Below are 12989 nucleotides of genomic sequence, written 5' to 3'. Positions count from 1 at the left end.
TACTCAGCCCGGAGCTGACGTCAATATGCCCAGGAGTGAACCGATGAGTACCCCAAACACCGCGATCGTCACTGGTGCGGCCCGAGGCATCGGTGCGGCCGTGGCCCGCCGACTGGCGGCCGATGGATTTGCCGTCGCCGTCATCGATCTCGACGAAGCCGCGGGCAAACCGGTGGTAGCGGAGATCGAAGCCGCAGGAGGACGCGCGATCGCTATCGGCGCCGACGTAGCCGACGAGACGGCCGTGGAAGCCGCAGTCGAGCGGGCCACCGCCGAACTCGGCGCGCCCACCGTGCTGGTCAACAACGCGGGTGTTCTGCGCGACAACCTGCTGTTCCGGATGACCGCCGACGACTGGGACACGGTGATGAACGTGCACCTGCGCGGATCGTTCCTGATGACCCGCGCGGTCCAGAAGCACATGACCGCAGGCGGTTTCGGTCGCATTGTCAACCTGTCGAGCACCTCGGCACTCGGCAACCGCGGACAGGCCAACTACGCGGCCGCCAAGGCCGGGCTGCAGGGATTCACCAAGACCCTCGCCTTCGAACTCGGCAAGTTCGGCATCACGGCGAACGCGATCGCGCCCGGTTTCATCGAAACCGAGATGACCGCGGCGACGGCCGCGCGCGTCGGTGTCTCGTTCGAGGACTTCAAGGCCGGGGCCGCGGCTGAGATCCCGGTGGCGCGCACCGGCGTGCCCGACGATATCGCGCACGCGGTCTCGTTCTTCGTCAGCGAGGGCGCCGGTTTCGTTTCCGGACAGGTGCTCTACGTGGCGGGAGGACCGAAGGCATGAGGATATTTCAGGGCGTCACCGAGCTCGAAGCCGCGGCCGGGTCCCATGTCGGCTACTCGGAATGGCACACCATCACCCAGTCGCAGATCAACGCCTTCGCCGACGCGACCGGTGATCACCAGTGGATCCACATCGACACCGAGAAGGCGGCGAACGGGCCGTTCGGCACCACCATCGCGCACGGCTACCTGACCCTGTCGCTGGTTCCGCTGCTGGTCGCGCAGGTGTATCGGGTCGACGGCGTGAAGATGGCGGTCAACTACGGCTCCAACAAGCTGCGCTTCCCCGCGCCGGTGCCGGTGGACTCGAAGGTGCGCGCCGGGGTCGAGCTGGTCTCGGTGGCCGCGGGCGCCGCGGGACATTTGGTCACCGCCGAGGTCGTGATCGAGCGCGAGGGCGGCGACAAGCCGGTCTGCGTGGTCGAATCGCTCAGCCTCGTGGTGGCCTGACGGAAACCTGGACGGTGACCGCCGCCGCGCTGGCCGCGTCACCGTCCTGGGAAACCTTCTCGCCAAAACGATTTCGGGCACAGCGATCCGCGCCGTGCTCGAGTGCGCTACTGCGGGGGCAGATGACCGCGGAACAGTAGATAGGCGATTGCCTTGACGAGGGTTTCGATGGGGTCGACGAGGTCGATGATCATGGATGGGTGTCCTCGGTGGAGTAGGGACTCATGCGGGGTCGAATTTCGAGACGAGCCAGTGGTCGCCGTGACGTTCCAGTTCGACGCGGACCGTGGTCGTGGTGGGAGTGGGTTCGGGGTGCGGCGCCAGCGTCGTCTGCTGATTGACGAAAACCACTGCGACGGCACGACTCTCGTCGAACTCGGCGATTCCCTTACCCGTCACGGTGGCGGTGGTGCTGATCTTCTTCTCCTTGGCCGCCGGGGCGACGACGTCACGGGTGAACGTGCGGTAGTAGTCCGCGAAGGTACCGGTGAGGAACTTGTTCGCGGCGTCGAGGTCGGTATCGACGGTGTCGGCCTTGTAGGTGAGGATGGCGACCGTCGCGTCGGCGGCGGCATCGACGGCTGCCTGCTGTCGGTCCGGTGCCAGCGCCCGGTCCTCGGCTCGGACAGCAAAGAACAGGTACGTCCAGGCGGTCGCCGCCGTGACAGCGAGCGCGACCGCGATTGCCAGCCTGGTGGGCCCGCGCCGCGTCGATGAATCAGAACCCATTGGCGCCGAGAGTGATTCGGTCGTTTCGTCGGTCTCGGGTGGCAACTCTTCGGTGTTCATGCGACGAAATCCACCTTCGACATCTTGTAAGTCCCTTCGTGTTCGGTCATCGTCACGCGCAGCCGCCAGCTACGGCTCTCGTTCGCCGCGCCCGCGGCGTTGCTGACCGTGGACGACGCCGCCACGATCACCGTCGCGGAATCGCCGTCGCGGGACTCGATTCCGGCGGCGACCACCTGCCCCTGTGTGACGACCTTCGCCGCCTGGACGACAGAGACGAACGAACTCGACCTCGCTTCGAAGTCCTTGGCGAACGCGCCCGTCGAATGGTCGAGGACGGCGCGCACATCCTCCGCGGCGGAGCGCTCCCGCACCGAAAGCATGGCGTTCACACCGGAATTCGCGGCCCTGAGAATCGCGGCGTCCTCGGCGCGCGCGGCTTGCGCGGTCCGGTGCCCGTCGAACTGGACCACCGCGAGCACGGCGAAAATTACCGCGACCGCGACCAGGACGAGTGGGAAGGCAGCGGTCTTGGCTGCTTTGATCATGTTACGGACCTCCGATCCAGGGATTCGTACCGAGCGGTGCCGTACCGCCCGCGCGACAGGAGTCGACATCGGGAGCTCGCACCCCCGGGTTCTCCATGCACGGCATGTTGCGGGCGCCGCGTGGCACATAGGGTTCGACCGGCGCGACACCGCAGTAGTTGGGTGTAGGGCTGTCGATCACCGACGACTCGCTCGGTGACCGGCGCTGATCGGGTGGCACGAAACCGGTCAGACACGGCGGGGGCGCGTTGACGTTCAGGTTGAAGTCGAGGTTGGCCATGCCGGGTTCGGAGCCTTTGACGATGCTCTGCGCCATCGCGGCCAGGGGCGGGTAGACCACGAGGATCTGTTCGAGGCTCATGTTGTAGATCCGCAGGACCTCGGCAACCGACTGCAGGTTCCCCAGGGCGCGGGGCAGGGTCGGGGTGATCCGGCCGAACAGGTCGGCCGCCTGGGTTCCCGCCTCCTGGCCGTCGGCCAGCAGCGCGCCCACGTGGGTGTCGTTGGCGGCCAGGGAACCGGTGATCGAACCGAGATACCCCGTCCACGCCCGGATGTCGTCGCCCGCGGCCGCCTGGGTGTCCAGCAGGGCACCGGCATTGTCGATCAGGTGCAGGGTCGGTGCGAGATGGCGGTGACCCTCGTCGAGCACGTTGTTCAGGCCGTCGAGGATCTGCTGCAGATCGGGACCGGAGTTGCGAAACGCGACACCGCTCTCGGTGATCACCGTCTGCAGATCTTCGCGGGGGATATCGCCCAGTGCGGCATCGAGCGCGTCGACCATGTGCGCCGTCGGCGTCGGCAGCCGGGTGCTGTCGATGCGGTCACCGTCGGCGAGGTAGGGCGCCGAATCCGTCTGTGGCAACAGCTCGATGTACTGTTCGCCGATCGCCGACCGGCTGTGCACCTCGGCGCGCAGGTCGGTCTTGGGGATGTCGAGGCCGGCGTCGAGGTGCATCGTGACGACGACGGTGTCCGCGTCGATGCGCAAGCTGTGCACGACGCCCGCGTGGACACCGCGGTAGGTCACGTTCGATTTCGGGTACAGCCCGGCGCCCGAGGGGAGCGCGAGTTCGACTGTGCTGCGGCCGATTCCGAGCATCGCAGGCACCCGCAGATAAGAGACGAGGATCCAGCTGACGACGACGACCGTGATGATCGCGAACGCGCCGAGCTGGTAGCGGACGAATTTCGTGAGGAGCATCAGTTTCCTCCTCGGCTCGGCGGGTTCAGCGGGGTGATCAGCGGGTTGCCCGAAGTCGGTGGGAGCGGGGGCAATTGGCCGATCAACCCGCCGAGCGAGGCGAGCTGACCGGCCGCGGGAGTTCCGGTGAGCAACGCCCGGTCCATCCGCGCGGTGGTCAGGTCGAGATTCAGGAACAAGTTCGCGAAATCACCCTGCATCGCGTTCCGGTAGGTGTTGAGCGGGAACGGGATGGTCCCGAGGAACGACAGCGACGACGGCAACGCAGGACCCGCGTCCGCCAGCCCGCGCAGGGACGGCTCTAGTGCGCGCAGATTTGCGTCGAGTTCGGCGCGGCTGCCGGTGATCACCTGGTTCGCGGCGTCGGCGAAGTCGCCGATCGCCAGCAGTGCGGCGGCCAGGTCGTCGCGCTGTTCGTTCAAGGTGCTCAGCGCGGGGGCCAGGGTGGCTACCCCGTTTTCCACCACCTGACGGTCGTCGGCGACGATCTGGGCGAACCGGTCGATGCCCTCGAGTGCGCGGATGAGGTCGTCGCGTTGCGCGTTGAGCCGGGTGGTGAAGTCCTCCACATTGGTCAGCAGGTTGCGCACCACGTCCGCGCGCCCGGACAGGGCAAGCGTCACTTCGCGGTTGATCTCCTCCAGCTTGCCGATGCCACCGCCGTTGAGCAGGAACGACAGCGTCGAGAGGGTCTGTTCGGTAGTCGGGTAGGCACCGCCGCGATCGAGCGGAATGCGGTCACCGTCGCGAAGTTCGCCCCTCGGCTCGGGTGGGGCGAGCAGTTCCACGTGGGCGGAACCGAGCAGGCTCGTCGAACCGATCTTGGCTGTGGCGTTGGCGGGCAAGCGCACCTGCTCGTCGAGGGAGACGGTGAGCAGGGCGTGATCGCCGTCGACCTCGATCCGGCGGACGGTGCCGACATTCACGTCACCGACGCGTACCCGCGCGTTCTCGGTCAGCGTCGTCACGTCGGGCAGCTCGATCTGCACCTCCCATGCCCCGTCACCACCGCCTGCCGCGCCGGGCAGGGCGAACTGGTTGGGCCCGGTCCATCCGCAGCTCGACAGCAGCGTGGTCGCCGCGAGCCCGCTCGCGAGGGCGAGCACGGTGCGCACGCGGCCGGTCATCGGGGACCGGTCCCGAACGGCGTCGACAGTGGCGGCAAGCCGGGCAGCAGCAGACCGGGCAGCCCACCGGTCGCGGGTGGGGCCGGTGGCGCTGTCGGCGCCGCGGGCTCCGTGCTGTTCGCGGCCGGTTCCGCCAGTCCGGGTTCGCTGTAGACGATCTGATCGGGCAGGGCGCCGACGGTGTTGCCGACCACGGTCCCGAGCGGAATGTGGTTGAAGGCCAGGGTTTTCAGCACGGGGCCGAGGTAATGGATGCATAGATCGGTCGCTTCCTGTGCGCCCTGTCCGCCCGCGCCCGCGATCGCGCCGCAGAGGAACTGGACCGGATTGGCGGTATTGGTGAGCACCGTCGCCGAGGTCAGCGAGTTCTGCGCCGGCTGGTAGATGTTGCTCAGGTTGACCAGGGTCGTCGGGACGATGTGGAAGACCTGTTCGAGGTCACGACGCTTGTCCACCAGCGCCTGGGTGGCCGCGCCGAGCCCGTCGACCGTGGCCCCCAGCGCTTGTTTGTTGTCCCGGACGAATTGCCCGATATCGAGCACCGCACCGTCGAGTTCGGCCACCACGTCGCCGAGCGTGGTCTCGCTCGTGCCGAGCAGCTGGGTCACCGAGGCCAGATGACCGTTGAACTGCACGATCTGCTCGTGGCTCTGCGACAGCGCGTCGACCAGCATCGACAGATTCCGCACCATCGAGAACAGGTCGGTGCGCCCGTCCGACAGCGCGGTGGTCGTGCGGGCGAGCTTGTCGAGGGTGTCGTGCAGGGTCGCCCCGTTGCCGCGCGCACTGTCCGCGGCGTTCCCGACGAGCTCGCCGAGCGTGCCCGTGGCGGGCTCGGTGCCGTCGGCGCGTGGTCCGAGGGTCTGGGTGAGCCGGGTGAGCTGGTCTTTGACGACGTCCCATTCCACGGGCATGGCGGTGCGCTCTTGCGGGATCACCCCACCGTCGGGGAGCACCGGGCCGCCGGAATAGGCGGGAGTGAGCTGGACGAATCGGGTGGTCACCAGCGTCGGTGCCACGATCACCGCCTGCGCGTCGGCGGGCAGATCCCACCGGCGGTCCAGTCTCATCCGGACGGCCACCCGGGTGCCTTCCGGGTCGATCCGCTCAACCCTGCCCACGTCGACGCCGAGGATCCGCACGGAATCCCCGGGAAACAGGCCGACCGCGGCGGGGAAGTACGCCGTGACCGAGCGCTGTGACAGCTTCGGGACGATGACGTAGCTGAGCAAGGCCAGGAACGCGAGGATCGCCGCGGCCGCGGCAAGGGAAAGAGTTCGGCGGTTCATCCTCATCGTGGTCCCTCCGTCGGGGGCTCGGCGGGTGGGGTCGGTACGCGGCCGTCGCCGAGCGCGGCGTCGACGAACGGCTGAACGTACTGGCCGGGTAGCAGATTGGTGATGTAGGCCTGGAAGAACGGGCCGCTGCCGAGTGCTTCGTTGAGTGTCCTGGCATAGGTCGCCAGTCCGGGGATCGCGGCCTCCAGTGAGCTCCGGTGCCGTTCGAGCAGATCCAGCACCCGGTTCACCCGCTCGAGTGCCGGTCCCAGCTGCTCGCGGTTGTCCGCGATGAGCCCCCGGATCTGCTGGGCCACCGCTGCCAGATGCGTTGTCAGAGTGTGCAGTGCCGCGCGCCGGGCATCGACTGCCGCGAACAGTGTGTTGCCGTCCAGGACGAGCGCGTTGAGCTGCGTCCGGCGTTCGGCGAGTACTCCGCTCACCGTCGAACCGTGACGCAAAAGCTCCTTCAGCGCCTCGTCGCGAGATCCGAGGGTGTCCGAGAGCCGGGCCACCCCGTCGAGTGCGGTGTGGACGTCGGGCGCCGACTCCGCGAGCACCTCCGAGGTGGCACGCAGCGCGTCCGACAGCTGATCGGTGTCGATGTCGGCCACATTCGCGGTGAGTGCGCCCAGCTCGGTCGGCAGGTCGTAGGGCGCGCGGGTGCGCTCGAGCGGGATCGGCACGTCCGGGTCGTAGCGGCCGGGGTCGTCGCTGGGCACCAACACGATCGCCTTGGCGCCGAGTACCGCTCGGGTACGCATCTGCGCTCGCGGCTGCTCGCCGAGGGCGAGATCCTCGCGCACCGACAGTGTCACCTCGACATCGGTGCCCCGCAACGCGACGTCGGTGACCTGCCCGACGTTCACACCGACCAGCTCGACCTTGTCGCCGACCTCGATGCCACCGGCGTCGGCGAAGATCGCGGTGATCTCGTGATCGGCGTCGAGGAAGACGAGATCGTCGTAATTGGACACCGCGACAACCCCGGCGAGAATGACAGCGGCACCGATGATTCCGGCCCGCGTGCTCTGGTATCTGTCGTAGCTGATCATTGTGGGGTCACACACCTGCCCTGTTCCTGCTGCACGAGTTTCGCCACGATCGGCGCACCGCCCGGCCCGTCGACGCGGACCGACACCGAGCACAGGTAGAAGTTGAAGAAGCTGCCGTAGGAGCCGAGGCGGCTCAGGCGCCGGTAGGCTTCGGGCAGTTCGGTGAGCACCGATTCGATCTGTTCGCTGCCGTCATCGAGAGTTGTTGCCGCCCGGTGTGTTTCGGCGACCACGCCGTGGAGGGCGGGGCGGTCGTCGAGCAGCAGGTCGGCGAGAGTGGCCGAGCCGTCGTCGAGGTGGGCCAATGCGTCGGCGATCGGCACGCTCTGGTTCGACAGCCGGGTCACCAGTTGCTGGAGCTGGTCGATGATGGTCGACAACGCACCGCTGTCGTTGCCGATCGACTCCAGCGTGGTGCCCAGTTCGGTGATCGCGGCGCCGATCAGCGCGTCCCGATCGGCCAACTGGTCGGTCAGCACAGCGACCTGCTGCAGGATGCCGGTGATGCTGCCGCCCTGACCCTGCAGTACCCGCAACAGGTCGCCCGAGAGCTGGTCGATCTGTTCGGGTTCCAGCGATCTGGTCAACGGTGCGAGCCCGCCGAGCAGCGCGTCGATATCGAGCGCGGGTTTCGTCTGTTCGACGGGGAAGACCCCGTCTTCGGGCATCGCCTCGGATTTCGCCGTACCGTTGGTGATCTCGAGATAGCGATCGCCGAGCAGGTTCTGGTACCGCACCTGCAGGGTCGCGTTCTCGGTGATCCGCACGTTGTCCATCACGTCGAACTCGACGTGGGCTTGGCGCCCGTCCAGGTCGACAGCGTGCACGCGCCCCACATCGACCCCCGCGATCCGCACCTCCTGTCCCGAGGTGAGCCCTGAGGCGTCGGCGAAGATCGCCTCGTACGGTGTCCGGCTGTCGAGCCGGATCCGGCCGAGCACCAGGATCAGCATCACCAGGACGAAAATCATGGCGACGCCGAAGATCCCGAATTTGACCGTGGTCTTGGTCATCGCGATCCTCCTGGGATGCCGTAGAGCAGGAAGTCGAGCACGTTGAGCTGGGCTGGTTTGCCGTCCGGCGCGAACGGGTTCACCCCGGTGTCGGTGACGACGTAGGGCGCGGGTCCGTCGGCGGGATTCACCGAGGGCAGGCGTCCACAACGGGGTCCGCCACCGGCCGCGACCTTCGGCAGGTTGCCCGGGTTCTGATAGGGCGCCTCACCCGCCAGCACCGTTCCGCTGACGTTGATTCCGGGAACGGTGCCGCCGATCGCGGTCTCGACCGCGGCCCGTGCCTCGTCCAAACCTTGGAAGAAGCAGGGGAATTCGGGCGAATAGTCGCCGAGCAGCCCGGTGGTCGGCACCAGTTCCCGTAGCAGGCCGGCAATCGCGGCCCGGTTGTGGTTCAGCAGCGTGTTCCCGGAGGCACCGAAATCGACGGCGGCGAGCAGGAACCGGTCCAGGTCGTCGGCCTGCTCGACGATCGTCGATCCGGTGGTGGTCAGCGATTCGACGGTATCGAGCAGGCTCGGTGCCGCGTCAGCGTAGAGGTGCGCGACGTCTGCGGTGACCACGAGGTCGCGTTGCAGGTGCTCCAAACTCGGCCGTAGCGCGCTCAGGTAGGAATCGGCGCGCTCGAGTGTGCCGCCGATCTGCGTCCCGCGGTCGCGCACGGCGTCGGCCAGGGCGGTGAGGGTGGCGTTGAGATCCTGGGGGGATACCGCGCGCAGCACAGTTGTCAACCGCTCGAACAGGGAGTTCAGTTCGGGCGTGATCTCGCGGGCATCGATGGTGTCGCCGGCGTTGATATGGCGCGAGGAAGGCTGCTGCGGCCGAACGAGATTGACGTACTTGGCGCCGAAGACGGAGGTCGAGTCGATCGTGGCCTCCACATTCTCGGGCACCGCGCCGACCTGATCGGGGAACAGTTGCAATTCGACCCGGGCGTAGCCGTCGGTTTCCTCGACCTTCGCGATCCGGCCGATCTGCACGTCGAGCATCTTCACGCGCGCGCCCGGTTCCAGACTCAGGCCCGAGCGTGGCGTCAGCAGCATGACATCGACGCTGCGCACGAATGTCCCGCGGAACTGCAGCGCGACGAAGACGGCCACAACGGCCAGCACGGACAGGAACACCACGCCGTCGAAGGTGTAGTGCGGCTCGCGTGGTCCGCGCCGCGGCGATCGGCGCCTCATCCGGCGAAGTGGAAGTTGCCCGACACGCCGTAGACGGCCAGGGAGACGGCAAGGGTGACGAAGACGACGGCGGCCAGTGACGCGCGCACCGCGCGTCCGACGGCCTCACCGACTCCGGCGGGCCCGCCCGAGGCGGTGTACCCGAAGTAGGTGTGGATCAGCATGACGACCAGTCCCATCAGAATCGCTTGCAGAAATGACCACAGCAGGTCGGTCGGTACCAGGAACGACCGGAAGTAGTGGTCGTAGACGCCGCCGGATTGACCCCACACGACGACCGTCACCATGCGGCTGGCCAGGAACGACGCGACGACCGCCACCCCGTACACGGGAACGATCGCGATCATCCCCGCCACGATGCGGGTCGAGGCGAGATACGGCACCGACCGCACGCCGATCACTTCCAGTGCGTCGATCTCCTCCGAAATCCGCATGGCGCCCAATTGCGCGGTCGCGCCCGCGCCGATGGTCGCGGCGAGTCCGACGCCGGCGATCGACGGCGCGGCGATGCGGACATTCACATATGCCGCGAAGAATCCCGTCAACGCCTCGACACCGATGTCACCCAGAGACGCGTATCCCTGCAGTGCGACGACCGCACCGGCGGACAATGTCAGGAAACCGCAGATCACAACCGTGCCACCGATCAGCGCCAGCGCTCCGGAGCCGAGTGCGACCTCGGCGATCAAGCGCAGCGTCTCGCGGCGGAAACGCCGGACGGCGAACGGGATTTCGAGGATGGCGTCGCGGTAGAAGACCGCTTGCCTGCCGACCTCGTCGAGCGTTCTCTTCGCTCCTGATATTTCGACGACCGTCATCATCTACCTGCTGTCATCTTGATACCGATGGCGGTCGTCACGACGTTGACGAGAAACAGCGCCATGAACGCGTAGACGACCGTTTCGTTGACTGCCTGTCCCACGCTCTTCGCGCCGCCCTTGACGGTCAGGCCCCGGTAGCACGCGATCAGGGCCGCGATGAGCCCGAACGAGGCGGCCTTGACCTCGGAGATCACCAACTCAGGAATCCCGGTGAGCAACGGAATTCCGTCGACGAACGCGCCGGGTGTCACGTTCTGGAAGAACACCGAGAAGATGAAGCTGCCGACGATCCCGATCGCGCACACCAATGCGTTCAGTAGCAGCGCCACCAGCGTCGAAGCCAGCACACGCGGGGAGACCAGCCGCACGATCGGGTCGATGCCGAGCACTTCCATCGCGTCGATCTCCTCGCGGATGGTGCGCGAGCCGAGATCGGCGCAGATGGCCGTTGCCCCGGCACCCGCGACCACCAGCACCGTTACCACGGGTCCCACCTGGGTCACCGCGCCGAGCGTGGCACCGGCGCCCGCCACATCCGAGGAACCGAATTCGGCGGCGAGAATATTGAAGGTGAAGCTGATCAACGCGGTGAACGGCAGCGCGACGAGCAACGTCGGCAGCAACGACACCCGCACGATGAACCAGCACTGGCCGATGAACTCGCGCCATTGGAACGGCCACACCGCCATGCCACGGAACGCGTCGGCCGACATGGCGAAGAACTCGCCGAGCAGAGTCAACGGGCGCGCAACAGGATTCGTCATCGGGTCCGCCATTTCTTTCCGGTCGTGGCGCTCTTGCCTGCCGCCGCGGCGACGAAGACGAGGAGCAATGTCCAGGCCGCGCCCGCGGTGAGTTCGAACAGCACCGAGCCGATCCCATAGACCGGAGCCCCACACCGCGCGAGAAATAGCGCACCTGCTCCGGCAGCGACTCCGGCGAACACACCTGCCGTCAGCCAGCGCAGCGTCGGGTCGGTACCGGAAATCCGGTCGGCCCGTCGGCCATCCCACGCGCCCCATGTCGCCGCTGTCGCGACGACGACAAAGGCGCCCGCGCCACGGAAGTACGCACCGTGCTGTGGCCCCAAATCGAGCAGGGCACCGACGAGCACCCGGACCGACACCATCACCGCCGCGCATCCGGCGCCACGGACGAACCAGGGATCTCCCAGCGCTCGGGCGATCCCGGCGGGCGCGCCGGTTCGTGGGTCGGTGCCGTGTCGGGTCAGGACATGGCTGCTCGGTATCAGCACTACGTTTTCCTCGCGATCGGGCGGCAACGCGCGGGACAGGGGATCGAGCGGAGAGAACGAAACCTTGGCGCGCAAGAGAATTCGGGACGAAGGTTGCTTGCTCGGCGACGTCGATCGGTCGGCGGGGAATCGGCTGCCGGTCCACTGACCCAGCCCTCGCACCCGCCGGTTTCGACGTATCGCATGTCACAGTAGGTAATGTTTGTGAGCTGGACCATATGCCGACTGCACCAACCTCGAGCCCGCGTTAGTGCACCGTGCACTAAGAGGTCGGCTGGTCCTCGCTCCCGCTCAGTACGCTCGCGCCGAGCCACTGGCAGGCCTGCAACGCGAGCTGGATGTCCGGTGCGACCGCTGGATCTTCGGGCGGATGACCCAATCGCTCCGCGGCCTGCTGGAGGCGATACTGAATCGTATTGCGGTGCAGATGCATCGCGTCCGCCGTGGCGGTGTAGCTGCGGCCGCACGACAGGAATGTCAGCAGCGTTTCCCGCAGCCAGGCGTCTCGCTCGTCGTCGGCCGCCAGCTCACCGAGCGTGCGGCGCACGAACCCGCGCAGTGCGTCCATGTCCTCGGTCATCAGGGCGAGCGGCGTGATCTGGGCATAGGCGACGACCCGCCGGTGGCTCGCCGCGCAGGCGAGGGCCACCCGCCGCGCGCGAGTGGCTTGCCGATGTGAACGCCGGAAACCACTGCCGCCGTGCTCGGCGTCGCCGAGCGCCAATCGGACATCCAGCCCCTGTTCGGCGAGCACCGATTCCATCGCCTCGAGATCGAGCGGCCCACCGCGGCGCAGCGGAACCCACACCTCGACCTCGTGCTCGTCGGCGGGCACCATCAGCGGCGGGCCCGTAGCGCCGAACTGCTTGGCCAGCAGCGTGCGCGTCTCGTCGAATTGCGTCACCGCGTCGCGGTCGGACACCGACTCGTCGAGCCATACCGCAACCGCGAGATGGAACGTGTCGAGCCGATACCCCAGAGCTTGCTCGGCATGGCGGACCTCGGCGCCCGAGCCGGTCAGCAGCGTATCGACCCACTGTCGGCGCAGCCCGCTACGGCTGCTCACCCACCGGTCCCGCTCTTCCTCGTACGCTTCACTGACCTGTTCGAGCATGCGATCGATCCACAGCGCGGTGCGGTTGACCAGCGCGATGATGGTCGGTGCACTCACGTCCGGACCGAGGGTGAGGGCGAATCGCATCGCCTGATCGACGAAGTCGGTGTGTGCCATCCGGTAGGCGCGGATCACCACGGTGATCGAGACATCCCGTTGCGCGAGCACCCGCAGAAACGACAGCACCGCCGCGGGCAGCCGGATATCGGATTCGCCGACCGCATCGCCGAGGAAGTTGATCGCCGCGATCACGTCCTCGACGATGCTTGCCTCGAGCAGAGCTGCCATCCGCTCGTCCTCGGTGAGCTCGGGCAGCTCCGAGCGCGCCGAGGTCATCAGATCGGCGACGAATGCCTCCATCCGGTGGCCCATTTCCAGGGCCACCGGTCGAAGGACGTTGTCCCCCTGCTGGAT

Annotated in this window: 14 protein-coding genes; 2 read left to right on the top strand and 12 right to left on the bottom strand. The window is 67.3% G+C overall.

What is annotated here, in order from left to right:
- Window positions 1-43 precede the first annotated feature (43 nt).
- A complete protein-coding gene (gene fabG / locus ACFULV_RS23260; protein ID WP_378659970.1) occupies window positions 44-799 on the top strand; it encodes a 3-oxoacyl-ACP reductase FabG in 756 nt (251 codons plus the stop codon).
- Window positions 796-1248, top strand: coding sequence for a MaoC family dehydratase (locus tag ACFULV_RS23255; protein WP_378659968.1), 453 nt, complete (start codon window positions 796-798; stop codon window positions 1246-1248). The genes fabG and ACFULV_RS23255 overlap by 4 nt, the downstream gene beginning before the upstream one ends.
- A gap of 222 nt (window positions 1249-1470) precedes the next feature.
- Here ACFULV_RS23255 and ACFULV_RS23250 read toward each other — a convergent pair whose 3' ends face one another.
- From ACFULV_RS23250 to ACFULV_RS23195, 12 genes are all read right to left on the bottom strand, one after another.
- Window positions 1471-1977 (bottom strand): twin-arginine translocation pathway signal, encoded by a 507-nt coding sequence (locus ACFULV_RS23250; protein WP_378659966.1) that lies wholly within the window; start codon window positions 1975-1977, stop codon window positions 1471-1473.
- A gap of 56 nt (window positions 1978-2033) precedes the next feature.
- Window positions 2034-2525: a hypothetical protein gene (locus ACFULV_RS23245; RefSeq protein ID WP_378659965.1), complete on the bottom strand. Its 492-nt coding sequence runs from the start codon at window positions 2523-2525 to the stop codon at window positions 2034-2036.
- A 1-nt stretch (window position 2526) separates the two neighbouring features.
- On the bottom strand, window positions 2527-3729 hold the full coding sequence (locus ACFULV_RS23240) for an MCE family protein (protein ID WP_378659962.1): 1203 nt from the start codon (window positions 3727-3729) through the stop codon (window positions 2527-2529).
- Window positions 3729-4856, bottom strand: coding sequence for an MCE family protein (locus tag ACFULV_RS23235; RefSeq protein WP_378659959.1), 1128 nt, complete (start codon window positions 4854-4856; stop codon window positions 3729-3731). Before ACFULV_RS23235 ends, ACFULV_RS23240 begins: the two co-directional genes overlap by 1 nt.
- On the bottom strand, window positions 4853-6151 hold the full coding sequence (locus ACFULV_RS23230; protein WP_378659956.1) for an MCE family protein: 1299 nt from the start codon (window positions 6149-6151) through the stop codon (window positions 4853-4855). Before ACFULV_RS23230 ends, ACFULV_RS23235 begins: the two co-directional genes overlap by 4 nt.
- Complete coding sequence (locus ACFULV_RS23225; RefSeq protein WP_378659953.1) at window positions 6148-7203, bottom strand: MCE family protein; 1056 nt, start codon at window positions 7201-7203, stop codon at window positions 6148-6150. Before ACFULV_RS23225 ends, ACFULV_RS23230 begins: the two co-directional genes overlap by 4 nt.
- Window positions 7185-8201, bottom strand: coding sequence for an MCE family protein (locus ACFULV_RS23220; RefSeq protein ID WP_378659951.1), 1017 nt, complete (start codon window positions 8199-8201; stop codon window positions 7185-7187). The genes ACFULV_RS23225 and ACFULV_RS23220 overlap by 19 nt, the downstream gene beginning before the upstream one ends.
- The gene (locus ACFULV_RS23215; protein ID WP_378659949.1) at window positions 8198-9385 is read right to left on the bottom strand and encodes an MCE family protein; all 1188 of its coding nucleotides are present in this window, start codon (window positions 9383-9385) and stop codon (window positions 8198-8200) included. The genes ACFULV_RS23220 and ACFULV_RS23215 overlap by 4 nt, the downstream gene beginning before the upstream one ends.
- On the bottom strand, window positions 9382-10203 hold the full coding sequence (locus ACFULV_RS23210; RefSeq protein ID WP_378659947.1) for an ABC transporter permease: 822 nt from the start codon (window positions 10201-10203) through the stop codon (window positions 9382-9384). The genes ACFULV_RS23215 and ACFULV_RS23210 overlap by 4 nt, the downstream gene beginning before the upstream one ends.
- Complete coding sequence (locus ACFULV_RS23205; protein ID WP_378659944.1) at window positions 10203-10970, bottom strand: MlaE family ABC transporter permease; 768 nt, start codon at window positions 10968-10970, stop codon at window positions 10203-10205. The genes ACFULV_RS23210 and ACFULV_RS23205 overlap by 1 nt, the downstream gene beginning before the upstream one ends.
- The gene (locus ACFULV_RS23200; RefSeq protein ID WP_378659942.1) at window positions 10967-11461 is read right to left on the bottom strand and encodes a hypothetical protein; all 495 of its coding nucleotides are present in this window, start codon (window positions 11459-11461) and stop codon (window positions 10967-10969) included. Before ACFULV_RS23200 ends, ACFULV_RS23205 begins: the two co-directional genes overlap by 4 nt.
- Window positions 11462-11723: 262 nt before the next feature.
- On the bottom strand, window positions 11724-12959 hold the full coding sequence (locus tag ACFULV_RS23195) for a PucR family transcriptional regulator (RefSeq protein WP_378659939.1): 1236 nt from the start codon (window positions 12957-12959) through the stop codon (window positions 11724-11726).
- Window positions 12960-12989 lie beyond the last annotated feature (30 nt).

Origin of the sequence: Nocardia sp. NPDC057272, from assembly GCF_042668615.1 — a bacterium.
Classification (GTDB): domain Bacteria; phylum Actinomycetota; class Actinomycetes; order Mycobacteriales; family Mycobacteriaceae; genus Nocardia.
Note: the sequence above shows the minus strand (reverse complement) of the source record. Positions and strands in the feature narration are given on the sequence as shown.